Origin of the sequence: uncultured Mucilaginibacter sp. (genome assembly GCF_903893715.1) — a bacterium.
GTDB lineage: Bacteria > Bacteroidota > Bacteroidia > Sphingobacteriales > Sphingobacteriaceae > Mucilaginibacter.
In genome coordinates this window covers 37,032-62,643 of record NZ_CAITNG010000135.1, presented here as the reverse complement: position 1 = coordinate 62,643, position 25,612 = coordinate 37,032, and the positions used below count along the sequence as shown (strand labels likewise).

Here is a 25,612-nt window from a genome sequence, read left to right as displayed (position 1 = left end):
TCACAAAGTATCCATCAAGCATCTTCAATCCTATTTAAACGAGTTTACTTTTAAATACAATCACAGAGATAATAAATCAAATTTTGACTTGCTTCTCAATAGAAGTTTAATGCCATCTGTCATATGATGGGCTATTACTCTTTTGAGGCTGCCAGCGAGAGGTCGATGTTGTAGAAATTAAAGTTTTCAAATATAGGCGGCTCGGGTGCGGCTTCACCATCGTTATTGTAATTAAGGGCCGAAAAAACGGTGATCTGCAATAGCTGGCAATCAGCAACGGTTACATTTTTTACATAGCCGCCACGCTCTTTGGTGGCTTTTATCTGCATACCATGCAGCAAAGCTCCTGCTTTACAATCCTGCACAAACACATCGCTTACCCCGCCCGACATTTCGCTGCCGATAGATATACCATGCCCCTTTACAAAATCGCAGTCGGTAATGCGCACACCACGTGTTGGTTTGTTAACCACATTGCCCTCAGGGTTTTTGCCCGATTTAATAGCGATACAATCGTCGCCGGTAGAAAAAGTACAGTTAAAAATATACGACTCATCCGACGAGTCGGGGTCAATACCATCGCCGTTACGGGCGGTGCTCACAATGTTGAGGTCGTGCAGTGTAACCTTATCGCTATAGATATAGTGGATGGTCCAGCAGGATGAATTTTCAATGTTCAGGCCTTGTATATCAATGTTTTGCCCGTTCATAATACAGATGAGCCGCCCGCGGCCGCGCAAGCCTAACTGTTTGATGACCGCATTGCCCAGGGTAGAACCCCCACCATATATAGTGCCTTTACCTCGTATACTCAGGTTCACCACGTTATATTTACCCGAATGGTCGAGCGTGCCGGCATTGATCAAACTGGCCTGCGTTTTCATTTCCCAGCCCTCAAATCGGTTCATTATCATGGGATAATAGTCCTGCATGTCGGTGCTGCCTTTTAATGTACCGCCTTCGGCAATGTACAGGGTAATATTACTTTTCAGGTACAGCGCACCGCTTAAAAAAGTACCTGATGGGATGTATACGGTGCCACCTGGTGTGCAGGCATCGATGGCCTTTTGTATGGCCAACGTGTTTCTGGTCTCGCCATCGCCTTTGGCACCATAGTCAACCACATTAAAGGTTTTTCCTTCCGGTTTGGTTTTGCAGGTCACCTTATTACCATTGAGCGATAATTTACCTGCTTTATCCTCAGCCTTTAAGGTGAAACTATAAGTTTTGCCGGGTGTAAGCCCTTGTACCATATAATTTGTTTTGGTCGACCTGCCAACAGATATGCCATCCACAAAAATCTGGTAAGCCGCAATATTATCGTAATGGTTTGGCTTGTCCCAAAGCAACGTGGCGGTATTTGCGGTGATGCTTGCTTCGGGCACAACTAAATTGCGTGGTTCGGGGGTTCCCTGCGCTGTTGCAGTGCCAAAACTAAATAGCAGTAAAAACGTGAAACAGGCTTTTCTGACCAGTACAAGGTGCGTTGCAGTATTTAACATGGGGGTAATTGGTTTATACCGCGCAAGATAGGTTTTTTATTAAAAATCACTATCCTGTACTTAAATGCTGCCTTGAAAATCTAAAAAAAAAGCCACCCAAAATAGGGTGGCATAATAACTTGGCGGAGAGGGAGGGATTCAAACCCCCGGTACCTGTTACAGTACACCTGATTTCGAATCAGGCACATTCGATCACTCTGACACCTCTCCGGGTTGTCTAACTATAAAAACAAAAAAGCCTGCTTTTAAGCAGGTCGCTTTTTGTTTTGCGGAGAGTTAGGGATTCGAACCCCAGGACCTGTTACAGTCAACAGTTTTCAAGACTGCCGCAATCGACCACTCTGCCAACTCTCCGGGGACAAAAGTACAAAAGCACCCCGAATTGGCAAATTCGATGTTAAAATAATTTAAACAGGCAGTTAATTTATATAATTAATTGTATATCAATTGTTTTTGTCGTTCAATTGATCTGTCTTTTTAGGTTTGAAGGTGTTGAATTTAGGTTTCACTATCTTAACGGTACGCTTGGAAAGGTCGATACTGGCGTTTAGTTCGAAGCCGATGAGGATGATAATGGAGTTAAGGTACAGCCACAACATCACCACAATGAGTGTACCGATGGAGCCATATAATTTGTTATATGCGGCCGCAGCGTAGTGGTTAATGTACCAGGTAAACAGAATGGATGTGGATACCGCCAGAAATGTTGCCAGTATAGAACCCGGGCTCAAAAACTTCCATCGGTTTTTATGCGCGGGGCCGTATCGGTACAAAATGGAAACAGTCGCGAAAAACAAAACGATAACAATGAGCCATCTTGAAACCATGATAACATAGATCCAGATCTTGCCGGTTGAGTTGAACTCAAACCTTATAAAACCGATAATGGCCTGGCTCAACACCATAATTAAAATAGCCACGAACAAAGTAAGTGCGATAAGCACGGTCAATTTTAAGGCTACCCAACGCCTTCGGATATAACTTCGGCTCTCTATCAGCAACGATGACTTGTTGAATGCCTGCATCAGTTTATTTACACCATTGGTGGCAAATACCATCGCCGAAAGGAAACCGAACGACAAGAGTTTTACGTTTTGGTGCTTTACAATGTCTTCGATGGTGGATTGGAAAGCGACATAAACTGTATGCGGCAATATCAGGTTCAACAAATCGAGCAATTGCTGCTGAAAATTGCCGATATGGATATAAGGTATCAGCGTAAACAAAAAGATGATACCGGGGAACATGGCCAGCAAAAAACTATAGGCCAGCGAGGCCGCTTTGTTGGATAACGAATCTTCCCTTATCTCTGCAAAAAAAAAGGTGAGCACGGTATACAAAGGCAAAGGCCTGAAACCGGGCGGATAGATGACCTTCATCCAGTCGAGGAAGTATTGGTAAAATCTGAATTTTAATAAAAAGCGGTGCAGCCAAAACATGTCGTCCAAATTTACATAAAATCCGTGCGGATAGGTGGGCGATAAAACAAAAAGACAGGCTAATCAAAAAAAGCCTGCATCTTGTCCAAAAAGTATTGGGGTGCCATAACCGGCCGGCCCGATTGGATGTTCACAAAAATAAGCAGGGTTTCGGCGGTGTTGATGAGCGTGCCGGTTTCGTTAAACAGTTCGTATTTAAACACAATGCGCGTTGCCGGCATTTTTTCGACAGTTACCTTTACGGTGATTTCCTCGTCGTAACGGGCAGGTTTAATGTATCGGGTATGCAGCTCTAATACGGGCATCATCACACCAAACTCTTCCATACCACGGTAGCTTAAACCTAAGCTGCGCAGCATTTCCACACGGCCAACCTCGTAAAATTCGGCGTAGTTGCCGTAATACATATAACCCATCTGGTCGGTTTCGCCATAACGTACGCGTATTTTGGTGCTGTGTACAAACATCAGTGCTTAATATTTCGTTTGTTCAACGCCTCCTGGAATTTGCGCGCGTTTATTTGGTGTTGCGCTACGGTGCTGGCAAAATTGGTATATCCCGAAAGGTCGTCTTTGGCGCACATGTACAGGTAATCGCTATGCTTATAATCCAGTACCGAGTTTATCGCGTTAAGCGATGGCATCATGATTGGGCCGGGGGGCAAACCGGTATGCAAATAGGTATTGTATGGCGAATTGACCGACAATTGCCTGTTCAACACCCTATGAATGGTAAAATCGTGCTCGGCGAAGATAACGGTTGGGTCGGCTTCCAGTTTCATGCCCTTTTTTAAGCGGTTTAAGTACAGGCCGGCAATGGTAGGCATTTCACTGTCGTGGAGGGCCTCGGCATCAACTATCGAAGCTAAAATGGTTACCTTAACGGGATTTAGACCCATATCCGTTGCTTTTTGCCGGCGTTCAGGCGTCCAAAATTTTTGATACTCGCCATACAGCTTGCTGAATATTTTGTGGGGCGGCGCGTTCCAGTAAAACTCGTAAGTATCGGGCAGTATCATAGTGTACACATCCTCTGTTGTAAAACCAAACTTCTGCACATACGCGGCAGAATCCAATAAATTTATAAACGCGGCCGAATCAGCTTCGAGTTTTTTGCCCATAAAGCCCGCAAAATTTTCTTTTAAACGGAAGTTTTTAATGGCCACTTTTACCGCTTCCTGCTTACCGGTTATCAGCATATTGATCAATTCGCGGTTGCTCATCCCGCTATGCAAATGGTAACGGCCCGACTTTACCCGCGTGGTATAGTGTTTGGCATGCGCTGCTTCATCAAAGCTGGCGCTGTCTTTTACGATGCCTTGTCCGCTGATGGTTTTATAAACATCATCATACGTAGCATCGGTATGTATGTATAGGTATTCCTGGCTATCGGTTACGTTGGGGGCAAGGTAGCGGTTGTAATAGGTGTACGCCATATATGCCCCAACGGCCACAACGATGAGTAGTAGGACGATAAATATCTTACGGCCGCTGCCGCTTTTTGGTGCTTGTTTTTTTGCCATATTATTGGTCTTTCTTCAGTTTTTGCAGTTCAATTAAACCGCCTTTTAAATTCCTAACGTTTGTAAATCCGTTCTGGTTTAACAACGCTTTGCCTGTGGTGCTGCGCAGACCCATGGTGCATACCGTAATGATTTCATCGTCTTGCCCGTATTCAACATCATCAATGTTGGAAGCCAGTTTGGGTAGCGGCAGGTTTTGCCCGCCGATGTTAAAAGTACTGTATTCCATTTCGCCGCGAACATCCAAAATGTTCAATACTTCGCCCTTGCCGATCCTTTCGCTCAACTCTGCAGCGCTAATATCCATTCTCAATTCTTTTGCGTGAGCGTAATATTTATCCTGGTACCGATGCTTACTTTGCTCAACGAGTCGCTCTTCATAGGGAATTGTGATATCACGATCGCTTTCGTCGAGTCGGTTACGGTACCGGTATATGTTGTTGCACCCAATACCAGCCCCGAATTTTTAATGGCGAATTTAGCTTCATCCAAATACAGGTTGATCAGTTCGGGTATCGCAACTTCGCTGGCACCTTTGCCATCGCCTAACACCAGATCAATTTTCGAACCTTTTGGTAATTTGCTGCCCGGCTTCAATACCTGGCCTGCAAAGTGAACTTCGAGTACACGGTCGCGGGCTATATCGGGTTTGTAGGTGGTGTCGCCCATTTTCAAACCGTAGTTGGATATCGTAGCGATAGCTTCGCGATAATTGCTTTCGGTCAGGTCGGGCAAGGCCACGGGTGGTGCCTGCCGCGTAACCACGGTGAGATAGATGGTACGGTCTTCTTTTACATTGGTACCCGCGTCAGGGTCTTGCTGAACAATGGTGCCGGGTGCTTTATCGCCTATATAAACAGAATCTATCTGGTAATGGAAGCCCTGTTGATCCAATAATTTTGTGGCATCGGCAACCTGCATGCCCTCCAGTTGGGGTATGGGTATGCCCGAACCATGCCGCGTATACAGATCGAGGCTAAAAAATGCCACTACAGTAATCAATATAACACTACCGATGGCCAGGCCAAGGTTAACGAGAAATTGTTTGGTTTTTAAGTACTCGAAAAATTTACGCATGTTATATTCGACAGGCTGCTGATACTTGTTTCAATTGAGTACCAAACATAGGGTAAAATTTTGACACCTCAATGTGTAAATGAGTAAATGTGCTTATGTGCAAATTGTTTGTTTGAAAACAAAATATTTACCATCCACTACTTACTAGCCTACATATTCGCGAATTTACTAATCTGCACATTTTCGCATTTGCACACCTGCACATTCTCAGATTTGCATATAAACCTCATTTGCACACCTGCACATTCTCACCTATCTTTGAACGTATGACAACTAAAAATTTAGCCCTTTTGGCCGGTGGCTTTTCCGGCGAATACGAGGTATCCATCAAGAGCGCCAAATATATAGCCCAAAATATCCGCACCGATAAGTACAAGGTTTATACCATCCTCATATCGCGCCAAAAATGGGTGTATGTTGATGCGGGTGGGATAGAAGTCCCTGTTGATAAAAACGATTTCAGTTTGACCCTTAACGGGGAAAAGATCAACTTCCAGTTCGCTTTTATTACCATACACGGCACGCCGGGCGAAGACGGCAAGATGCAGGGCTATTTTGATATGCTCGGCATCCCGTACAACACCTGCGATGCCACAACATCGGCCATTACCATGAACAAAGCTTATACCAAAGCTATTGTGCACGGCATTGAGGGACTGCATACCGCGCGATCCATCCAATTGTTCCACCATAACGATGTGGACGCGGCGGCTGTGGTATCGCGTTTAAAATTCCCCTTGTTCATCAAACCCAATAACGGCGGCAGCAGTGTGGGGATGAGCAAGGTGCACAACATAGCCGGCCTGCCTGACGCGTTGGAACGAGCCTTTTTAGAAGACCATCAGATTTTGGTGGAAGAGTTTATCAAGGGCCGCGAGTTTAGCATTGGGATAGTGAACCTTAACGGCGAATTAAAGGTATTGCCCGCCACCGAAATCATCAGCGGTAAAGAGTTTTTTGATTACGAAGCCAAATACACTGCCGGGGTATCGCACGAAATTACGCCCGCCGACCTGACCAATGAACAAAACAAAACCATTGTCCGTATTGTGAGCGAAGTTTACCTGCGCCTCAATTGCCGCGGCATGACGCGCCTCGACTTTATTTTGCAGGAAGGCACCGGGGATTTTTACTTCATCGAAATAAATACCACCCCCGGCCAAACCGAAGCCAGCCTGATACCGCAGCAGGTAAAAGCAGCCGGGATGGATATTGTGGAGTTTTATGATGCTTTGATCCACCCTTTGTGATGGAAGATGGAAGACGGAAAATGGAAGATGTGAAACAAAAAATGTCTTTTGTCCCGTCAGCAAGAAAGCTTCGGCCAAAAGCGGGGAAAACAATGGTGGCCTCGTGCGGCTGTAGGGCATAGCAAATTTTTCCTGACGTGTAGGGCAGGCGCGCGAAAGCGGAAAAAGATTGCAGCCCCGGTTTTCGCCGCTTGTGCGTGAAAGGCTTTGCGCGAAAAGAAGCCTCTTTGCTGACAAGCATTTTTGTTACTTTTAATGCCTCAAATTGCGACAGCAATCATTAACACCCTTAAAAAACAAAACAAAACAAAACGTTAATAAAGTAAAAGGCCTCTGCGGCCATAGCAGACACAAACTATGTAACAAACCACCCAGCCAACTATCTAACCCTTAATGCTAAAATTCCAAAATTTTAAAAAACTATACGGCGGGCTACCCGCTTTAAAAATTGCCGATATCAGTCTCGAATCGGGTATTTATTGGGTGAAGGGGGTAAACGGGTCGGGTAAAAGTACCCTGCTTAAATCAATAGCCGGTATATTATCCTTTAATGGCGATATATTGATTGGTAATAACATCAGTATCAAAAAGCAACCCGTAGCTTACCGCAAGCTGGTAAACTTTGCTGAGGCCGAACCGCTTTTTCCCGAATTTTTGACCGGGATGGAGATGATTCGCCTGTTTGCCGATGCTAAAGGCGCAACACAAGGGCAGGAGCAGGGCTATATTGAAAGTATGGGCATGCAGGCCTATGTCAATAACCCCATCGGCACCTACTCCAGCGGCATGCTCAAAAAACTATCGCTCGTACTGGCGTTTTTAGGAAACCCTAAGTTGATCTTATTGGACGAACCGCTCATTACCATCGACACCGCCTCGCTAAAAATATTGTACACCTGGATACACGATTTGAACCGCGACAAAGGTGTAAGCTTTATGCTATCCTCGCACCAGGAACTGGACGCAGTCGAACTGCCGAAAGTGGGCGTTTTGTTGGTTGAAGATAAAACTTTGCAGATCATCAGCTAATGGGCAAGCCGCTGTCAAATATCTTAGTCAAAATTTTCGTCGCGGGCTTTTACCGTGTGCATGGGGGTATTTTGTTCTTCCTGTTCCTGGTGCTGTTTGGTTTGGTGGAACCTAACCAGCTATTATCGTACCATACCGCGCTGATGCTGGCTTTTATTACCAGTCCGTTGATGATGGCCGTTGTATTTGGCGTTTGGCTGTTGTACACTTTTAAATGCTGGCATTATATGGCCGAACAAATCTATAGTCAGCACCAGCAGTTTTTGTTTTACGGCAGTACATCGTACACCAAACAAAAGCAGTTTAAGGCATGGTTTGTTGTTCAGGCCGCGGTTAGTCTCCCTGTGTTGGCCTATGCCGGGGTAAGTATCGGGGTGGCCGTTTATCACCATTACCTGCTTTCGGCATTGTGTATTTTGGCCTACCTCATCCTAATTGTCGCCTTAAGTGCCTGGTTTTACACCCAATTGGTCAACCGTTTGATCGATGGCAGCCGGGCCTCGTTCCTGTTGCGCTTTACGCAGAAATGGAAAAAACCATATTTCAGCCTATACATTTACCAGGTGTTCGATAAGCTAAAGGTAACCTATCTCATCACCAAGTTTTTATCGTACCTCATCATTAACGGTGTATTCCTGCTATTTGCCGATGTAAGCCACGATACCCGTGTAGCTGCCATCGCTATACTCGCCATTGCTGTGGCGCATGCTATCCTGATATTCCAGGAGCGCAGTTTCGAAGAAACCTATCTCATCTTTACCAAAAACCTGCCTTATGGCAAATTTGAATTGTTTGCGTCCTTTATTGCCGTATATGCTTTGTTGCTTTTGCCCGAGGCCGTATGGTTGTTCACCCGTTTTTCGCCCTTGATTGCCTTGGGGCTGTTCTCCTTCGGGATAAGCATCATCATGCTTTTTCATTGCCTATTATACCCCTTCGGCCTCGATATGGAAAAATACATGACCTGGGTATTAGGCTTGTTTGTAGGGCTGTTTTGGCTGGTGATGTTTAAATTGTTGTGGTGGCTTATTCCGGCCATAATTTTGATGGCGTATATCATCAAACCACCCAACCCCCTGGAGCGCGATTATTAATAAATTTTTAGCCACAAAGGCACAAAGACACTAAGCCTGTAAATTCGTGTTTTCGTGGCTTTGTGGCAACAATAACATTGCACATTTTTACAAAAAAATTATGAACTTTATCGCAAACAACTATACCTTCGTATAATCTATTAAATTAGTAGACATTAATCAAAATCAACAACATTATGGGCTTACGATTAGGCGATACCGCGCCAAACTTTACCGCGCAAACCTCGCAAGGCGAGATCACATTTTACGATTATTTAGGCGATAGCTGGGGCGTGCTTTTCTCGCACCCGGGCGATTACACACCTGTTTGTACCACCGAACTGGGCCGCACCGCAGCTTTGAAAGACGAATTTGCCAAACGCAATGTAAAAGTACTGGCATTGAGTGTTGATTCGGTAGAGTCGCACGATGGCTGGATCAAGGATATTAACGAAACACAGGGCGTAGAGGTAAATTTCCCCATCATTGCCGACCCTGACCGCAAGGTTTCGGAAGCTTATGACATGATACACCCCAATGCATCGGTAAACGCTACCGTGCGCTCGTTGTTCATCATTGCGCCCGATAAGACTGTGAAGCTCATCATCACTTACCCCGCATCAACCGGCCGTAATTTTGTAGAGATACTGCGTGTTATCGATTCGTTACAACTAACCGCCAATTACGGTGTTGCCACCCCGGCCGACTGGAAAGACGGTGAAGACGTGGTAGTGGTACCTGCAACCAAAACCGAAGACATACCGGCCAAGTTCCCCAAGGGTTTTACTTTGGTAAAACCATACCTGAGGATTACGCCACAACCAAATAAATAATTTTTCTTGCATTTTATTGTTAATTTAATATCTTTGAAATTGCAGGCTTAATTATTTCATTAAACACTGATAATAAACCGTTTCAGTTTGAAGAATTTGCCCGAATAAAAATTTAATACGTACTAATTATGAAAACTGGAAAAGTAAAATGGTTTAACACTCAAAAAGGTTATGGTTTTATCGTTACCGAAGATGGTAAGGATTTGTTTGTGCATTTTAAAGATGTGCAAGGTGGCGTAAATGCGATCAAAGACAACGATGAAGTGGAGTATGAAGTTGAAGAAGGCAGAAAAGGCTTGCAAGCCGTTAATGTAAAAAAGAAGGCATAAATTTATCAAACCATAAAATGCAGGAAACCTCCCGACAAAACCGGGAGGTTTTTTTGTGCTTTTTAACCGGGTTTTCATTTGTTTACTTATTTTAGCCCAACCAATACCTGTTAACAATATGACCAATACCCATACGGCAAAAATTTCGAGAAACGTCATACTCCTCATCATTGTGGCCGCGCTGGGCTATTTTGTGGATATTTACGACCTTTTGATTTTTTCGATATTACGCAAGGAAAGCCTGCTGGCCATTGGCGTTCCGGCCGACCAGATATTGAGTAAGGGCTTGTACATACAGAACATGCAGATGTTCGGGCTGCTGATCGGCGGTATTTTATGGGGCGTTATCGGTGATAAGTTTGGGCGCATCAAGGTTCTTTTCGGTTCTATCATGTTATATTCTGCAGCCAATTTTGCCAATGGCTTTGTTACCGATGTAGAAACCTATGCCATTATCCGCCTGATAGCCGGTATTGGCCTCGCGGGCGAATTGGGCGCAGGCATCACCCTGGTGAGCGAAAGCATGAGTAAAGAGAATAGGGGCTACGGTACTTCGTTGGTGGCCATTATTGGTTTATTCGGTGCGGTTGCCGCAGCGCAGGCTGCGCGGTTTGGCTGGCAGAAGGCTTATTTTATAGGTGGTGGTTTGGGTGTTTTGCTACTATTGCTGCGTATTGGCACCTTCGAGTCGGGTTTGTATAAGCAGGTGAAAAATAGCACTATATCAAAAGGCAATATCCTCATGCTGTTCAACAACGGCAAACGCTTTTGGAAATACCTATGCTGTATCCTCATCGGTATGCCATTATGGTTTGTGGTGGGTATTTTGATCACCTTGTCGCCCGAGTTTGGCAAGGCTCTCGGCGCGCCAACGCCGCTTAGCGCAGGTACGGGCATTATGTACACTTATATAGGCATATCCATCGGTGGCATATTCGCGGGTTTGCTGGCGCAATTCACCCGTTCGCGCAAGCTTACCATGTTAATTTTCCTGCTGGTTTCTGTAATCAGCGTGGTATGTTACCTCCGGGCAACGGGCATCACCCAAAACCAATTTGTTTGGCTATGCCTGTTTATGGGCACCTGTGTAGGTTATTGGGCAACCTTTGTAACCATCGCTTCCGAGCAGTTTGGCACCAATTTGAGGGCCACCGTAACCACTACTGTACCCAATTTTGTGCGCGGGGCATTGATCCCCATCTCGTTTTCGTTTTTGTTTTTTGTAAAGCAGTTTAACCCGCTAACACCTAAGGGTCCCAAACAGCCCGAGGCCATGATTAACAGTGGTTATATCATGATGGCTATACTGACCTTCATAGCCCTATTTGCGCTAAGCCAGTTAAAAGAAAGCTTTGGTAAAGATTTGGATTATGTTGAAGAATAAAACAAACTATTACCAACTTTGTAGCGTAATAGTTGTAACCTAATTTTATTGAATATGGTAGCCGCAGAAAAGGTGATAATGACCAAAGAGTTGATTGCCGAACAATATCAGCAAATTCAGGATGAGATATGCGCCGGGCTGGAACAGCTTGACGGGAAAGAGCATTTTGTTGAAGAATTATGGCAGCGCGACGGCGGGGGCGGGGGCAGGAGCCGCGTGATACAAAACGGCGCCATATTTGAAAAGGGAGGGGTCAATTTTTCGAGGGTGGAAGGGCAACTGCCTGAAACCATCAAAAACGCCCTGAAAGTTGAACAACAGGATTTTTTTGCCACCGGGGTTTCCATCGTTATCCATCCAAATCACCCGTTGGTACCTATCATACACATGAATATCCGGTATTTCGAAATGGAATCGGGCAAGGCAGGTAAACCGGCCATGAAATGGTTTGGAGGTGGTATTGACCTTACACCGCATTATGTTTTTGAGGATGACGCGCGTTTTTTTCATTCCAAATTAAAAGCGGTTTGCGATGATTTTGGTGGCGATGCCTATCACCGCTTTAAAGTTTGGGCCGACGATTACTTTTACATCAAACACAGGCACGAAACCCGTGGCATTGGCGGCATTTTTTACGACAGGTTAACGGCTACCGACGAACATTCGTGGGACGATATTTTCACCTTCTCAAAAGCAGTTGGGCGTTCGTTTTTGCCTATATATACCGAACTGGTGAACCGCAACCGAAATAAACCATTTACCGAAGCACAACAAGAGTGGCAGTACCAGCGCCGCAGCCGCTATGCGGAGTTTAATTTGGTGTACGATGCCGGTACCAAGTTCGGATTGGAAACCAATGGCCGCATTGAGTCGATATTGATGAGTTTGCCACCGCAAGCACGCTGGCTGTACAATTACCAGGCGGCACCGGGATCGGAAGAGGAAAAAACTTTAGGACTGTTAAAAAAAGGGATTAATTGGGTGTAATGAAGAGGTGGCTCGTACTAATACCGTTTTGTTTTGCGCTATTGTCGTTCAATTTGGCAACTTCCTTAAAAGGCGTATGGATATTTCAGGGCGGCGTATACAACGGTAAAGCCGAGGGCCCGCCAAAGGAATATAAATTACAACGGAACTATACCGATAAAGATTTTACAGCCTATGCTTATCAAAAGGGGTATAAAACCGAGAAATACGAAGCCGGAAACTACACACTAAAAGCCGACTCTTGCCTCGAAACGCAAACGTTTAGCAGCCAGCCCTCGCAGGCGATGGGCAAAACCATCCATTACAACTACAAGATAATCAATGGCGAGCTCATCCTTTCGGGAACATTGCCCAGCGGGATGGTGGTAGAAGAGCATTGGAAGAAAATCAAATAGCTGTTGGCAACATATTTGGCCATTTGGTATTGGGGTCACGGTATCAAAATCATTACAATCCAAAATATCATTCCACAATCAAAAACTTATCAACAGCGTACCCCCGTACCACTTATTTTCTTATCTTCGCAGGTCGCTTAAAAACACACCTAAATTAGATTTCATTTAAGCAATATCGAATAGGACAGAACAATGGCTGAAGATACAGAGAACAACGACCACGGTACCCACGACAGAATAATCCCCATAAACATTGACGAAGAAATGCGATCAGCATACATTGATTATTCAATGTCTGTTATTGTTTCGCGTGCGCTGCCCGATGTGCGCGACGGTTTAAAACCCGTTCACCGCAGGGTACTTTTCGGGATGCTTGACCTGGGTTTAAATGCCAACAAACCCTACAAAAAATCGGCCCGTATAGTGGGTGAGGTGTTGGGTAAATATCACCCGCATGGCGACTCCTCTGTTTACGGCACCATGGTGCGTATGGCGCAAGACTGGAGCTTACGCTACCCATTGGTTGACGGTCAGGGTAACTACGGCTCGATAGATGGTGATAACCCTGCGGCCATGCGTTATACCGAGGCACGTTTGCAAAAAATTGCCGAAGAGATGTTGGCCGACATCAATAAAGATACCATCGATTTCCAGCTCAACTTTGACGATTCGCTGGAAGAGCCGACCGTATTGCCCGCCAAATTCCCTAACCTGTTGGTGAACGGCGCGTCGGGCATAGCGGTAGGTATGGCCACTAATATGGCACCCCATAACCTCACTGAGGTGATCAATGCCACCATGGCTTATATTGATAATAAGGATATTGAGATTGGCGAGCTGATAAAATTTGTAAAGGGCCCCGATTTCCCCACTGCCGGTATCATTTACGGTGTGGAAGGACCAAGGGAAGCATCGGAAACAGGCCGTGGACGTATTGTGTTACGTGCCCGTGCCGAAATAGAGGTGCACGGCGACCGCGAGCGCATCATTGTAACCGAGATACCTTACCAGGTAACTAAATCGGACATGATCGAACGTACCGCCGAGCTGGTGAACGAAAAGAAAATTGAAGGTATATCTGCTATCCGCGATGAATCGAACCGCGAAGGTATCCGGATTATATACGATATAAAACGTGATGCCAATGCTTCTATTGTATTAAATAACTTATTCAAATACACATCGTTACAAACATCATTTAGTGTAAACAACATTGCCCTGGTACATGGCCGGCCGATGTTGTTGAACCTGAAAGACCTGATACACCATTTTGTTGACCACCGCCACGAGGTGGTTGTGCGCCGTACAAAATATGAGTTGGCCGAAGCCGAAAAGCGCGCGCATATACTGGAAGGTTTGTTGATTGCGCTTGACCATTTGGACGAGGTGATCAAACTGATCCGAAACTCAAACACGCCCGAGGATGCACGCGATGGCCTGATGACCACTTTCGCCTTGAGCGAGATACAGGCCCGTGCTATTTTGGACATGACGCTGCGCCGTTTAACCGGTTTGGAGCGTGATAAGATAAAAGCCGAGTATGCCGAGTTGATGAAACTGATAGACTACCTGAAGACCATTTTGGCCGACGAGGGTTTACGTATGCAAATCATCAAAGATGAGTTGACCGAGATAAAAGAGAAATACGGGGATGAGCGCAAGACTGAAATTGTACACTCATCGGCAGAAATGCAAACCGAAGATTTTATTGAGGATGAGTTGGTCGTAATCACCATTTCGCACGAAGGTTACATCAAACGTACGCCTTTAACCGAATACCGCACGCAAGCACGTGGTGGTAAAGGCGCCATAGGCAGCAATAGCCGCGATGCCGACTTTATCGAGCATTTGCTCATCGCATCGAACCACAATTATATGTTGTTTTTTACCGAGGCAGGGCGTTGTTTCTGGCTGCGTGTGTTCGAGATACCGGAAGGTACACGTACTTCAAAGGGCCGTGCCATCCAGAACATCATCAACATACCGAAAGAAGAAAACATCAAGGCTTATATCAAATTAAAGACCTTGAAAGACCAGGAATATCTGGAAAACAACTTCATCATTATGTGTACCCGCAAAGGTACCATCAAGAAGACATCGTTAGAGGCATATTCGCGTCCGCGTGCCAACGGCATCAACGCCATCAACATTAACGAGGGTGATACCTTGCTGGAAGCCACACTGACCAGCGGCAGCAGCGAAATTGTAATGGCACTGCGATCAGGCAGGGCTATTCGCTTTAACGAGTCGACCGTAAGGCCGATGGGCCGCACCGCGACAGGGGTAAGGGGTATTACCTTAGCCAGCGAAACTGACGAAGTTGTGGGTATGATAGCTATCGATGATGCCGAAACAACAGTTTTGGTAGTATCGGAAAATGGCTATGGCAAACGTACCGATATTGAAGATTACCGCGTTACCAACCGTGGCGGCAAGGGTGTTAAAACCATTAATGTAACCGATAAAACCGGGCCGTTAGTGGCTATAAAAGGTGTTACCGATAAGGACGATTTGATGATCATCAACAAATCGGGCATCATTATCCGTATCGCTTTGGATCAGTTAAGATCGATCGGCCGCGCAACGCAAGGGGTGAGGTTAATTACACTGAAAGAGAACGACAGCATCGCATCGGTAGCACAAATAGAACGTGAGGAGGAAGTAGAGGATGAGACAATTACAGGCGAAGAAGGCGCGACAGGGGAGGACAGAAACGACAGCGAGCCAACAGGGGAGGCAGAAACAGGCGATAAACCAGAATAACAACGTTGTACTCATGATCCGTAAAATAGTTTTACTGATTGCCGGTATTTGCTTTACATCATCGGTGGCACTCTGTCAAACAGAGGCGATGAAGGATGTGTCGAATAACCTTGCTTTGTACAACAAAAAAAAAGACCTCAGTTATTTAACTGAGGCAAAAAAAGCGGTAGACGGCTCGTTTAAAACACATGCCGACACGCTTAGCCTGGTGAAGAACGTGTATAAGGCAGCGGTTTATTCGACTATTGTGTATGCCGACTCGCTGAATACCCTTAAACTGCCCGACACCTTGTTGCTGCAAACCACCAAAATGGTGAACAAGCTCATCCAAAACCGGAAAATAAAACGTTTTGCCACCGAAATGGATTATGCCAAAGGTTGCGTTGCCAATGTTTACCTGCGCAAAGCTTTTGATTATTATGCCAAGAACAACTTTCGGCTGGCGATCAGCAATTTTAATATAGCCAAGACTTATGTTCCCTCGGCAAAGGAGATAGATGCCTACCTGGCCAATATTTACTATAAGCAGGGCAATTACAAAACGGCCGTAGTTTACTATGACGGTCTGTTGGCAGAACCAAAGCCCAGGATAGAGCACATACAAGCTGCCACAAGCATTTATAACGCACTGGGCGATACCACAAAAGCCTTGCTTGCTATACAAAAGGGGCTAAACCTGTACCCGCACGATAAATACCTGCTTTTTGATGAAGCCAATATTTACAACAACCGGCACGATTACAAAGCATTGAACAATTTGTTGGACGAGTTGCTGTATCTGGCGTCAACCGACTTGAACGTATTATTTATGGCAGCCACCTGTTGCGATCACCTTAACAAACTGGACCAGGCCAAACAACTTTACAAAAAAGCGATAGACATCAACGCGAACGATTACAACCCGACATTTAATTTAGGCCTGATTTACCTTAAAGAATCGGCAGTAAGCAAAAAGCACGATGAGCAATACTGGGCCGCCGTTTCAAAATCGCGCGATCTGCTCGAAAAAGCAAACGAAATAGATCCAAACAATGAACAATGCTTGAAAACGTTACAAATGTTATATTTGCAAACGAACAACCAAATTCAACTAAAGAAAATAAAAAACAAACTAAATCAATTAACAAACTAACCGGGCATCAATGTGATTTCATTTTTGTTCAGGTATCAACAAAAAAAATAAAAAATCATGAAAATCAAATTTTTGATGACAGGCATCCTCGGCCTCATCGCTGTAAACACAGTTTTTGCTCAAAAAGGGGAGTTGAGTAACGCCCAAGATCAATATAACAAGTACTTTAACATTTACAAGACTCCGGTACTTGCGGCGCAGGCTACAACTGCTATCAACGAAGCAAAGGTATCCATCGACAAGGCTTCGGTAAACGAAAAAACGGCCAATTTGCCTCTGACTTTTGCTGTTAAAGGTGCCGTTTACGCTGCATTAGCTTACCGTGATACTGTATCAAGCACATCAACTCCGTTATTTGCTACTGCCGAAGAAGCCTTAAAAAAAGCCAAAGAAGCAGATACCAAAGGCGAAAACAAAAAAATGATCGATGATGCCTACCAAACCCTTATTGTGATCAAATATAACGCCGGGGTTAAGAGTTACCAAAGCGGCAAGTACGAAGCTGCCTACGAAAATTTTAATTTTTTCCGCTCGGTGAAGCCGGATGATACAACGGCGTTGTATTTAACCGGCTTATCGGCCACGAACGCTAAAATGTATGAGGAAGCTTTGGCCAGCTATAAAAAACTGGTTACCATGCCATACTCAAAAAACCCAAGCATTTATACCGATATGTCGTTCATTTACCTTTCGAAGAAAGACACTGCCGCTGCCATCAAGGTAATTGGCGAGGGCATTGCCAAATATCCAGGCGACCAATACCTGACACGCAGGGAGATAGAACTTAACTTGCAGACCGGTAAAGCAAAAGAGGTGATCAGCAAAATAGAAGCAGCTATAGCTGCAGACCCTAAAAACAAAACGCTTTACTATTATGGTGGCCTGGCTTACTCGGCAGCCGGTATGGACGATAAAGCATTAGATTCGTATAAAAAGGCGATTGAGATAGATCCAACTTATTTTGAAGCGACTATGAACCTTGGTTCGGTGTTGTTAAAGCCAGCCATTGCATTATTTACTGCAGCCAATAAATTGCCGGCAAGCAAACAAAAGGAGTATGACGATGATATGAAGAAGGCAAAGGATTTGTTTGAAATTGCCAAGCCTGTTTTACAAAAAGCAGTTGACTTGAGACCAACGTCGTATGATGCCTTGTTTAACCTGAGGATGTACTACCTTGCTAAGAACGATGCCGCGACTGCAGCTTCTATCAAGAAACAATTAGATGCCTTAAAATAACAGAATAGGGCCCGTGTTTTTATGCACGGGCTTTATTTTGATTTAGTTACTTAACATAATATTAATTATAAGATTGAATTCAAATAAGGAAATATTAAACGTTGTGATAAATAAACAATTGCTCAAACAAAAAAGCCCCGGCTATTTGCCGGAGCTTTGTGTTATTTGGTTAAGGTATAGATTTAGTTTACGCGTTTGAAAAAGTAAACACCGGCATCGGCTGTTACTTTCAACAACAGTTCTTCTTTGTCGTTCTTTACATCAACAAAGAAAACTTTCTCGTCATCCGCATAGCTCGAAAAGCTGTACAGGCTAACAGAGTTTGTAGCTGCCGGGCGGAACTCAATCACGTCGCCAATTTTGTAATCTTTATACTCGGCTGCTATAGCTTTCTGCGCGTCGGCCGGAATTTTGGTAAACTCGGTGTTGTTTGTTACACCGATATAATCACCGGTAAGTGAGTAAAAGGCGGTCATTTTTTTGCCTTCGTAAGTGAACACTGCTTTTTGGCAATCATCATCACTTGTCCAGGTAACGGCTTCGGCACCTTTAAACTCATATTCAAATTGGTTTAAAACACCATTCGAAACATTCGCTTCAGTTTTTGCTTTCGCTTTATCTTTTTTACCGCCATCTGCCGCCATTACGTAGCTTATTGATAAGCTTCCAATCAATAACGCTGTGATATATACTTTTTTCATGACTTTTAAATTTTATTTGTTAATTTTTAAATTACATAACAAAAGTACAGCTACATTAATATAATTGCAAACTAATAGCCATTTTTATAAATATATCATAACAAAACGCTTATTTTGTTGAATTTATCAAATTTTTCACCGTAAACAGTGTCCGTTTTTTCAATTTGTTAAATCAACACCGTTGGGCTTGCTCAAATAGCAGGTAAATTATAGTTTAAAGAAAATAATTTCATTATAGCTAAGTCAAAACAATGTCAAAATCAGCCATTATCGGCAAAACCAGGATACAAAGTCATGCCGCCATCAATAAAAGTAGTGGTCCCGGTAATGTAATCGGCCTCGTCGGATGCAAGCCAGGCGGCCAATTTGCCAATATCCTCGGGCAAACCTATCCTGTTATAGGGTACCAGTGTCAACAATTTCTGCAACGCCTCGGGTGTATCCCATGCGGCACGGTTTATGGGGGTTTGTATTGCACCGGGGCCAATGCCCATTACACGTATTTTATGCGGAGCCAATTCCTGGGCCATGCTTTTCATCAACATCATTACGCCGCCTTTGCTGCTGGCGTAGTTAACATGCCCGCCCCAGGGTATTACCTCATGCACACTGCTCATGCAGATGATTTTGCCGGCAGCCCTGCTCCTGCCCTCAACCACTCCCCTGCGCATGAACTCTTTTACAGCCTCGCGTGAGCATAAAAACTGCCCGGTAAGGTTAATATCGATGACCATTTGCCAATCGGCCAGACTCATCAGGTGAAAAGGTGAGTCCTTTTGCAGGCCTGAATTGTTTACCAGAATATCGACCGTTCCAAATTGTGTTATGGTTTCGGCAAACATGGCCAGCACTTCAGGTTCTTTGCTTACATCAGCTCCGAAACTTATTGCCGTACCACCAAATGCCCTTATTTCGCCCACAGTAATATCTGCAGCAGCTTCGTTGTGGTGATAGTTTATAAGCACTTTAGCACCCTGTTTGGCCAATTCAATAGCCACGCCTTTGCCTATGCCGCTATCGGCGCCGGTTACAATGGCGGCCTGTCCTGTAAGTTTGGGGTTTGTATCCATATGTTCTGTTCAGTTGTTTTTACCAAAATAGATTATTTGCGCAAATGTTTTGCCCATTTGGGATTATTTTTAGATAAACAATGTATTAACTATTGTTTGGAACGGCTTTTGGTAAAACTTGTGTTTAATTTGAACTATTGGACGCAAATTGAATGAAGCGTTTTATTTTGGATTAGCCCATGTCGAAAAAAATACTTGCTGTAGATGATGATCTGTATATTTTGGATGCACTGACCGAATTGCTGATGTATTCGGGCTATGACATTTGTACAACGCCCCGGGGCGAAGACGTGTTCAAAAAAATAGACGAATGTGTACCGGATTTGATACTAATGGATGTAATGTTGGCCGGAATGGATGGCAGGGAGATATGCAGACAGCTAAAAGCTGACAATAAAACAAAAAAAATTCCGATAATCATGATATCGGCAACGCCCAATATGGGCGAATCTGCTGCCTACTCCGGCGCAGATGATTTTATCGGCAAACCATTTGATATTTCGCAGTTACTGGACAGGATAAAATTCCAGTTGGATTAAAGTTCGCGGATATATTGCAGGAACAATTCCATAGCCTTTATTTTACCCTCGGTAACATTAAAGTCTATCTTGTTCATCAGGTAATCTTCAATATCAAAATCTTCGTAATGGGGCAATTCTTTAAATAACTCCGCGCGGTTGTCTAAACCTAATTTTAAGGCGGCGTTAAATTCGGTCAAAAATTCGGCGGGGATGGGTTTATTGGCAATCCAACCGGCAAACATAAATGGCAGCCCGGTAAAATCCTGCCATACCTGAGCCAAATCGTACACAAAAGGGTATTTATCTTTTTTGCCAAATGTGCGGTCGCCAATTTGCACTAAAGCGGTTTTGCTATCGGTGGACATGGAATAATCGGCCGCGTCGACAATCAGTTCGGGTTTTAAAGTCCAATAATTTTTCAATAAAACCTTCGATAAGTTGTTTGATGAGCGCGATTGCGGGTCCAATTGGAGTTTTTCAACATCATGTATGGCACAGTTACTGAAAATAAACACCGAATTAACCGCTCCAACGGCGCCGATGCAATAATCGGACACAATGTTCCATCCGGGAATATTGAGCACGGCAGCGACCGGGATAAGGCCTATATCGACACGGTCGTCAATCAACTTTTGGGCGCAATCGGCAGGGGTATCTAAGCTAAGCTCGATTTTGCTGAGTATTTCGGCATGTTGCAGTCCGTAAATAAAGGGTTTGGTATTGGTATAACTAACAGCGGATATTCGTATTTTTTTCACAGGTCGGTAGCAAGGTGTTGCAAATGGTCGGAATTATTGAACTCGGTTATCTCGAACGTGGTACCATCATATGTTACCTTATAAAGTATCACGTTTTGGTGCGGAAACTCGTCCATTTTGGTTAAGGGCAAATTGGTGAGCAGGCATAAAAAAAGGCGCATGGCGCGGCCGTGCATACAAATCAGTACAGTTTTTTCATCCGGGTGGCTTATGATCTCGTTTAGCGCCCCCTTTTGCCTTTCCTGAACTTCGTTAGGGCTCTCCCCTTCTTCAAATTTCGAGTCGAGGCGACCTTCCAACCAATCGGTCATTATTTTTTTAAATACCACGCGGTTCTCCGGTGTACCGGGCTGGCCTTCGTAAATGCCCCAGGCCAGCTCATCCAGGCCGGCCAGCTTTTGATATGGGAAGCCGAGATCGATAAACTGCTGTACGGTTTGTTGGGTGCGTTTTAGTTCGGATACGTATATTTTATCGAAGTGCGTATCGCGGTAAGCTTTAAAAAAAGCGTCGGCTTGTTTACGCCCCGCGTCGTTCAAATCGGTATCGATGCCACGGCCTTGAATGATACCTTTTTTGTTGAGATCGGTTTGCCCGTGGCGTATAATGTAGAATGTTTTCTGTATCATATTTTAGTTAAGATAACCTGTTATAATTAATTGATAACGGGCAACTTATAAAACTTTGGCTTAAGTTCTTCTTTAAATTCAAAATCGTTATAATCGGTGATGACATTGTACAGCGTATCGCGTTCTAATGGGTGCCTGCCAACCTGTTTGATGAGCTCCACCAGTTGTTTGGTCGACATGGCGGGATGCTGTTCTTCGGCACCGGCCATGGAGTATATTTTGGTGGTATCGTCTAAAGTGCCGTCAATATCATCCACACCAAAATTGAGCGAAAGCTGCGCCGTAGTACGGCTGATCATGGCCCAATAGGCTTTAATATGGTCGAAGTTATCGAGATAAATACGTGCAATGGCATAGTTCCGCAAATCCTCCACTACAGAAACCTCTGGCACGTGCGACATCTGGTTATCCTGGTTACGGAATTTTAGCGGGATGAAAGTTTGGAAGCCGCCGGTTTCATCCTGCAGCGCGCGAAGGCGCTCCATATGGTCCACGCGGTGCCAGTACTTTTCGATATGGCCGTACAGCATGGTGGCGTTTGAGCGCATACCCAGTTTGTGCCATTCGCGGTGAATGTCCAGCCATTGGTCGGCAGTACACTTATCTTTGGCTATTTGCTCGCGTATTTCGGGATGGAATATCTCCGCACCTCCACCAGGTATCGACTCCAGACCTGCCTCTTTCATCAGCTTCATGCCCGTAGCGTAATCAATTTTTGCTTTTTTAAAGATGTAGTGGTATTCCACGGGCGTTAAAGCTTTTACATGCAGCTCGGGACGGTGTTTTTTGATGCGGGTAAACAGTTCGCTGTAAAAGGCCACATCATATTGGGGCAATACACCGCCCACAATGTGCACTTCGGTTACAGGCTCATTATCGTATTTTTTTACGATGTCCATCATCTCGTCCATAGTGTACTCCCAGCCGTCGGCGCGCTGTTTGATGAGGCGTGAATATGAACAGAACTTGCAATCGTACACACACAAGTTAGTGGGCTCGATATGAAAGTTGCGGTTAAAGTAAGTATTGTTGCCGTGGCGTTTTTCGCGGATATAGTTGGCCAATGTGCCTAAATAGGCCAATTCGCCTTTTTCGTACAATAAAACACCTTCATCGAAAGTAATGCGTTCGTTATCGTAAACCTTTTGGGCAATGAGTTTAAGTTCGGGGCTTAAATGCGGATCGTTCAATAACACCTTGAATTTTGATGCAGTATCCATCTTAAAAATTTGCCCAAAGTTAGCAAAAAGGATAATGCCATGAAGGCGGAAATTGGAAAGAATGTTTAAACAAACAAGGGTATGACAATTTCTTCTTTTTTGTGTCTTTGTATCTTCGTGGCAAAATTAATGTAGCCACGAAGGCACGAAGGCACTAAGTTATTTGACCAAATAGGTTGCAGTGGCCGATAAAGCCCCTCCGGTAGCTTTTACGCCCTCTACAATAATGCGGACGGTAGTTTTTGGATCGGCGTTGTAAAAGCTTACGGTGGCCTCTCCTTTCGTGTCGGTAATGATATTAGGCTCCCAGTGGATAGTGGTGCGGAGGTCGGGTTTGGTTTGGTCTTTTGGGGTATCGTATAAAGGTTTATAGAAGGTGCGGGCTTGGTAATAGCCGTTTATAACCGGCATTGATGTTCCGGGGTTATATCCTATGAGGGCATCTTCTTTTAAAGTTAAATAAATGATATACCTATCAACGGTAATCTGTCCGACTTGAGCGTCAAGTCCTGGGTCAATGGTAGTTTGGTCATGAGCATTTACTAAATTGCAAATGAAGTGTTTTACGACGATTCTTTTAAATTTATCAATGGATAATGGGTAATAGATGGCACGATATGACTCTGCTTCATCAAAGTGATCGGTAGTGTAATCCACTCCGTTTATAACAAATTGCGGAGGTAGCAGTTTCATTTTTGGACGATAAAGAATCTGCGGACCGAAAGGGGCATTTGTATAGTATTTAAACGTATCAATACATGGAATAACAACACCTGTAACAGCATCCTCTTTAGATTGCTCTGCTCCTTTCACATGTTGCAGCATATACCATTCAAGGGTTTTATAATGGTAATCCTTGGATGTGATATCAAATACCTGGTCGGGCCCCCAACTCGTCAAGGGTATGCCACTTTTTAGAACCGTTGTTTTTGATGCTCTTATTGTTACCGTTTTTAACGTTTTTGTCCCTTTTAAACTGGCTTCAGTGATTGCCGATTGTCTTTTTATGATAGCTGTCAGTACATTTGCAGGTATATCGGCGGGCGCTTCTGCATCGACAACATCAGCCACCGGTCTAACAGGTAACGTCGTCAATGTATCCATAAAAAACGTACCCAATTTCTCCCCTTTGGCATTTACCGATGACAGCCTTGCAGGATGTTGGCCATAAAATGGCAAACCCAAAAACGAAAAACTCCCGTCGGGCTCTGTGGTGTACGAAAACAGCTTTGCGCCCTTGCTTGCTGATGCATACAGCGTTACATTTAAGCCGGGCATGGGCTTATCGCTCTTCCCGTTCTTTACCTTGCCGGTAATATCTATACCGTCCTCGGCCTTATAACTGATCCTGATGGCGGTATCGGCCAACCTGCGCCAAATAAAATCGCGCCAGCCCTGGGTTAGCAGCAGCATGTCGAGTTGTTTGCTGCGGTTGATGTTGGTGGTATCAAAATAACGATTTGGTTGTTCTATTTCACCTCTCAGTTCCGATTGCAGCATGAGGTACGATTCAATATTTTCGGATTGAACAGGGACTATGCCGGCATCAACCACCGCCATGGAGAGACTGACTTTGCCGGCATTGGTTTTGATATTGACAGTAACTTTTTCTTTGGATTGGTATTGGGTTTTATCAGTTGTGATACTTAATGGAGTGGATTTGTGGCTAATGTAGATAAGCCGCTCACTATGCGGTTTACCTTGGTCATCGGTGAGGGTGATGGCGGTGATGCCATCGGGCAACAGGCTGTTGTCTATCCTGATAAGCGATTGTATATCTGTTATTTGTATAGATTGACTGAAGTATGTTTTACCACCATGCTTTCCTGCTAAGGTAAAGCTGTGGCCTTTTGCTTCAGCAAGTTCAGCATCGTTGCAACTGATGATCACGCTAGTGGTGGAATCGCCATGGTTTATCCGAATCGCAAAACCTTTGGTCAAGGATTGCTGCAAATCGGCGTTCAGGCCTTGTTGATTTTTGGTGCTGATGATTGCATGATAGCTTTGCCCTTGTATCGGCAACAGCACAAACAAACCCATGCCCAAGGTGTCGCAATTGAAATGCGCCACCGTATCGCCTGCCGAACTGAGCACGGCCCCTTTTACGGGGATGCCTTTGCCAAAAATATTTTCTGTTTTTACCGCGACGATGGAACTGATGCCTGTTATCAATGAGCCGCTTTCGGGATAAAAACGGGCGATGGGGATATGATTAATGGCCCGGATTTTTGTCGGAATCACTTTGCTTTGTTTGCTACCTGATTTGTTATTGACTGCGATGGTATCAGTTTTCTTTATTGATGTATTCAGGATGGTTATTTCTTTCTCAAAAACAAAGTTATCGCCAAAGTTGCGCATCCAGTTGGTGTAGGCACGCAGGGTGTATTTACCGGTTGGGATGGAATCGGATAGGGAAATATCGCCGTTGCCTGTGCCATAGTCCAAGCGGATAATCTCGGATGTGACGACCTTTGCGGAATCCTGTTCGATCAAATCGACATACAGATTGCCGCTGGTGCCAATGGGTTGGTTGTTTTGTGCATTGACGAGGTAGGCCTTGAACCATAAGGTATCGCCCTGGGCGTACAGGTTGCGGTCGGTATGGAGGTATGCTTTTTCGAAAAATAGTTTGAACGCGGGTTTGTTCTGGGCTTTTAAATTAAAAGCGCAGGCAATAATCACAACAACTAAAAAACAGCGTTTCAAGATGGTTTATTTGTGGTAAACTGGTTTATAATCAAACATACATAAAATTGCAA

At 44.5% G+C, this 25,612-nt stretch carries 24 protein-coding genes and 2 tRNA genes; 12 read left to right on the top strand and 14 right to left on the bottom strand.

Annotation, left to right across the window (positions count from 1 at the left end):
• Window positions 1-134: 134 nt before the first annotated feature.
• The 8 genes from QZX97_RS15740 to QZX97_RS15705 form a co-directional block, all read right to left on the bottom strand.
• Entirely contained in the window at window positions 135-1,502 is a 1,368-nt protein-coding gene (locus QZX97_RS15740) for a glycoside hydrolase family 28 protein (RefSeq protein ID WP_295664777.1), read from the bottom strand.
• A gap of 120 nt (window positions 1,503-1,622) precedes the next feature.
• Window positions 1,623-1,712 (bottom strand) — tRNA-Ser (locus QZX97_RS15735).
• A 59-nt stretch (window positions 1,713-1,771) separates the two neighbouring features.
• Window positions 1,772-1,856 (bottom strand) — tRNA-Ser (locus QZX97_RS15730).
• A gap of 89 nt (window positions 1,857-1,945) precedes the next feature.
• The gene (locus QZX97_RS15725) at window positions 1,946-2,941 is read right to left on the bottom strand and encodes a YihY/virulence factor BrkB family protein (protein ID WP_295649480.1); all 996 of its coding nucleotides are present in this window, start codon (window positions 2,939-2,941) and stop codon (window positions 1,946-1,948) included.
• Window positions 2,942-3,000: 59 nt separating this feature from the next.
• On the bottom strand, window positions 3,001-3,408 hold the full coding sequence (locus QZX97_RS15720) for a thioesterase family protein (protein ID WP_295649472.1): 408 nt from the start codon (window positions 3,406-3,408) through the stop codon (window positions 3,001-3,003).
• Window positions 3,408-4,463: an endolytic transglycosylase MltG gene (gene mltG / locus QZX97_RS15715; protein WP_295649469.1), complete on the bottom strand. Its 1,056-nt coding sequence runs from the start codon at window positions 4,461-4,463 to the stop codon at window positions 3,408-3,410. Before mltG ends, QZX97_RS15720 begins: the two co-directional genes overlap by 1 nt.
• A 1-nt stretch (window position 4,464) precedes the next feature.
• Window positions 4,465-4,770: a rhodanese-like domain-containing protein gene (locus QZX97_RS15710; RefSeq protein ID WP_295649467.1), complete on the bottom strand. Its 306-nt coding sequence runs from the start codon at window positions 4,768-4,770 to the stop codon at window positions 4,465-4,467.
• 2 nt (window positions 4,771-4,772) lie between these two features.
• Window positions 4,773-5,540, bottom strand: a complete 768-nt coding sequence (locus QZX97_RS15705; RefSeq protein WP_295649466.1) for a PASTA domain-containing protein — start codon at window positions 5,538-5,540, stop codon at window positions 4,773-4,775.
• Between the two features lie 266 nt (window positions 5,541-5,806).
• Here QZX97_RS15705 and QZX97_RS15700 point away from each other — a divergent pair, with 266 nt between their 5' ends.
• The 11 genes from QZX97_RS15700 (at window position 5,807) to QZX97_RS15650 (ending at window position 17,954) form a co-directional block, all read left to right on the top strand.
• Window positions 5,807-6,790 (top strand): D-alanine--D-alanine ligase, encoded by a 984-nt coding sequence (locus QZX97_RS15700; RefSeq protein WP_295649465.1) that lies wholly within the window; start codon window positions 5,807-5,809, stop codon window positions 6,788-6,790.
• 393 nt (window positions 6,791-7,183) lie between these two features.
• Window positions 7,184-7,819: an ABC transporter ATP-binding protein gene (locus QZX97_RS15695; RefSeq protein ID WP_295649463.1), complete on the top strand. Its 636-nt coding sequence runs from the start codon at window positions 7,184-7,186 to the stop codon at window positions 7,817-7,819.
• The gene (locus tag QZX97_RS15690) at window positions 7,819-8,913 is read left to right on the top strand and encodes a hypothetical protein (protein ID WP_295649461.1); all 1,095 of its coding nucleotides are present in this window, start codon (window positions 7,819-7,821) and stop codon (window positions 8,911-8,913) included. Before QZX97_RS15695 ends, QZX97_RS15690 begins: the two co-directional genes overlap by 1 nt.
• Before the next feature lie 176 nt (window positions 8,914-9,089).
• Entirely contained in the window at window positions 9,090-9,725 is a 636-nt protein-coding gene (locus QZX97_RS15685; RefSeq protein WP_295649458.1) for a peroxiredoxin, read from the top strand.
• A 128-nt stretch (window positions 9,726-9,853) separates the two neighbouring features.
• On the top strand, window positions 9,854-10,054 hold the full coding sequence (locus QZX97_RS15680; RefSeq protein WP_295649456.1) for a cold-shock protein: 201 nt from the start codon (window positions 9,854-9,856) through the stop codon (window positions 10,052-10,054).
• A gap of 118 nt (window positions 10,055-10,172) precedes the next feature.
• Window positions 10,173-11,438, top strand: a complete 1,266-nt coding sequence (locus QZX97_RS15675) for an MFS transporter (protein ID WP_295649453.1) — start codon at window positions 10,173-10,175, stop codon at window positions 11,436-11,438.
• 75 nt (window positions 11,439-11,513) lie between these two features.
• Window positions 11,514-12,425 (top strand): oxygen-dependent coproporphyrinogen oxidase, encoded by a 912-nt coding sequence (gene hemF, locus QZX97_RS15670; RefSeq protein ID WP_295649477.1) that lies wholly within the window; start codon window positions 11,514-11,516, stop codon window positions 12,423-12,425.
• Window positions 12,425-12,820, top strand: a complete 396-nt coding sequence (locus QZX97_RS15665; RefSeq protein ID WP_295649450.1) for a hypothetical protein — start codon at window positions 12,425-12,427, stop codon at window positions 12,818-12,820. The genes hemF and QZX97_RS15665 overlap by 1 nt, the downstream gene beginning before the upstream one ends.
• Window positions 12,821-13,012: 192 nt before the next feature.
• Window positions 13,013-15,583, top strand: a complete 2,571-nt coding sequence (gyrA, locus tag QZX97_RS15660; protein WP_295649448.1) for a DNA gyrase subunit A — start codon at window positions 13,013-13,015, stop codon at window positions 15,581-15,583.
• 13 nt (window positions 15,584-15,596) lie between these two features.
• Window positions 15,597-16,715 (top strand): tetratricopeptide repeat protein, encoded by a 1,119-nt coding sequence (locus QZX97_RS15655; RefSeq protein ID WP_295649445.1) that lies wholly within the window; start codon window positions 15,597-15,599, stop codon window positions 16,713-16,715.
• A gap of 57 nt (window positions 16,716-16,772) precedes the next feature.
• Window positions 16,773-17,954 carry a tetratricopeptide repeat protein gene (locus QZX97_RS15650; protein ID WP_295649443.1) on the top strand — a complete coding sequence of 394 codons (1,182 nt, stop codon included), beginning with the start codon at window positions 16,773-16,775 and terminating at the stop codon, window positions 17,952-17,954.
• A gap of 182 nt (window positions 17,955-18,136) precedes the next feature.
• Here QZX97_RS15650 and QZX97_RS15645 read toward each other — a convergent pair whose 3' ends face one another.
• Entirely contained in the window at window positions 18,137-18,655 is a 519-nt protein-coding gene (locus QZX97_RS15645) for a hypothetical protein (protein WP_295649440.1), read from the bottom strand.
• A gap of 260 nt (window positions 18,656-18,915) precedes the next feature.
• Window positions 18,916-19,725 (bottom strand): SDR family oxidoreductase, encoded by an 810-nt coding sequence (locus tag QZX97_RS15640; protein ID WP_295649438.1) that lies wholly within the window; start codon window positions 19,723-19,725, stop codon window positions 18,916-18,918.
• A gap of 179 nt (window positions 19,726-19,904) precedes the next feature.
• On the opposite strand from QZX97_RS15640, the gene QZX97_RS15635 reads away from it, so the two are divergent.
• Window positions 19,905-20,264, top strand: coding sequence for a response regulator transcription factor (locus QZX97_RS15635; RefSeq protein WP_295649436.1), 360 nt, complete (start codon window positions 19,905-19,907; stop codon window positions 20,262-20,264).
• Here the strand turns inward: QZX97_RS15635 and QZX97_RS15630 are convergent.
• From QZX97_RS15630 to QZX97_RS15615, 4 genes are all read right to left on the bottom strand, one after another.
• A complete protein-coding gene (locus QZX97_RS15630; RefSeq protein WP_295649434.1) occupies window positions 20,261-21,004 on the bottom strand; it encodes a menaquinone biosynthesis protein in 744 nt (247 codons plus the stop codon). The two genes, QZX97_RS15635 and QZX97_RS15630, sit on opposite strands and share 4 nt — an antisense overlap.
• On the bottom strand, window positions 21,001-21,633 hold the full coding sequence (locus tag QZX97_RS15625) for a histidine phosphatase family protein (RefSeq protein ID WP_295649431.1): 633 nt from the start codon (window positions 21,631-21,633) through the stop codon (window positions 21,001-21,003). Before QZX97_RS15625 ends, QZX97_RS15630 begins: the two co-directional genes overlap by 4 nt.
• Window positions 21,634-21,659: 26 nt before the next feature.
• Window positions 21,660-22,853: an aminofutalosine synthase MqnE gene (mqnE, locus tag QZX97_RS15620; RefSeq protein ID WP_295649428.1), complete on the bottom strand. Its 1,194-nt coding sequence runs from the start codon at window positions 22,851-22,853 to the stop codon at window positions 21,660-21,662.
• A 159-nt stretch (window positions 22,854-23,012) separates the two neighbouring features.
• Window positions 23,013-25,559 carry an MG2 domain-containing protein gene (locus tag QZX97_RS15615; RefSeq protein WP_295649425.1) on the bottom strand — a complete coding sequence of 849 codons (2,547 nt, stop codon included), beginning with the start codon at window positions 25,557-25,559 and terminating at the stop codon, window positions 23,013-23,015.
• Between the last annotated feature and the right edge of the window lie 53 nt (window positions 25,560-25,612).

Coding starts and splice junctions, on each gene's coding strand:
- QZX97_RS15725 (WP_295649480.1), bottom strand. CDS start 2,941: ATGTTTTGGCTGCACCGCTTTTTATTAAAATTCAGATTTTACCAATAC.
- QZX97_RS15740 (WP_295664777.1), bottom strand. CDS start 1,502: ATGTTAAATACTGCAACGCACCTTGTACTGGTCAGAAAAGCCTGTTTC.
- QZX97_RS15685 (WP_295649458.1), top strand. CDS start 9,090: ATGGGCTTACGATTAGGCGATACCGCGCCAAACTTTACCGCGCAAACC.
- gyrA (WP_295649448.1), top strand. CDS start 13,013: ATGGCTGAAGATACAGAGAACAACGACCACGGTACCCACGACAGAATA.
- QZX97_RS15665 (WP_295649450.1), top strand. CDS start 12,425: ATGAAGAGGTGGCTCGTACTAATACCGTTTTGTTTTGCGCTATTGTCG.
- QZX97_RS15695 (WP_295649463.1), top strand. CDS start 7,184: ATGCTAAAATTCCAAAATTTTAAAAAACTATACGGCGGGCTACCCGCT.
- QZX97_RS15680 (WP_295649456.1), top strand. CDS start 9,854: ATGAAAACTGGAAAAGTAAAATGGTTTAACACTCAAAAAGGTTATGGT.
- QZX97_RS15635 (WP_295649436.1), top strand. CDS start 19,905: ATGTCGAAAAAAATACTTGCTGTAGATGATGATCTGTATATTTTGGAT.
- QZX97_RS15690 (WP_295649461.1), top strand. CDS start 7,819: ATGGGCAAGCCGCTGTCAAATATCTTAGTCAAAATTTTCGTCGCGGGC.
- QZX97_RS15625 (WP_295649431.1), bottom strand. CDS start 21,633: ATGATACAGAAAACATTCTACATTATACGCCACGGGCAAACCGATCTC.
- QZX97_RS15700 (WP_295649465.1), top strand. CDS start 5,807: ATGACAACTAAAAATTTAGCCCTTTTGGCCGGTGGCTTTTCCGGCGAA.
- QZX97_RS15675 (WP_295649453.1), top strand. CDS start 10,173: ATGACCAATACCCATACGGCAAAAATTTCGAGAAACGTCATACTCCTC.
- QZX97_RS15720 (WP_295649472.1), bottom strand. CDS start 3,408: ATGTTTGTACACAGCACCAAAATACGCGTACGTTATGGCGAAACCGAC.
- QZX97_RS15650 (WP_295649443.1), top strand. CDS start 16,773: ATGAAAATCAAATTTTTGATGACAGGCATCCTCGGCCTCATCGCTGTA.
- QZX97_RS15655 (WP_295649445.1), top strand. CDS start 15,597: ATGATCCGTAAAATAGTTTTACTGATTGCCGGTATTTGCTTTACATCA.
- mltG (WP_295649469.1), bottom strand. CDS start 4,463: ATGGCAAAAAAACAAGCACCAAAAAGCGGCAGCGGCCGTAAGATATTT.
- QZX97_RS15710 (WP_295649467.1), bottom strand. CDS start 4,770: ATGGATATTAGCGCTGCAGAGTTGAGCGAAAGGATCGGCAAGGGCGAA.
- QZX97_RS15645 (WP_295649440.1), bottom strand. CDS start 18,655: ATGAAAAAAGTATATATCACAGCGTTATTGATTGGAAGCTTATCAATA.
- mqnE (WP_295649428.1), bottom strand. CDS start 22,853: ATGGATACTGCATCAAAATTCAAGGTGTTATTGAACGATCCGCATTTA.
- QZX97_RS15640 (WP_295649438.1), bottom strand. CDS start 19,725: ATGGATACAAACCCCAAACTTACAGGACAGGCCGCCATTGTAACCGGC.
- QZX97_RS15705 (WP_295649466.1), bottom strand. CDS start 5,540: ATGCGTAAATTTTTCGAGTACTTAAAAACCAAACAATTTCTCGTTAAC.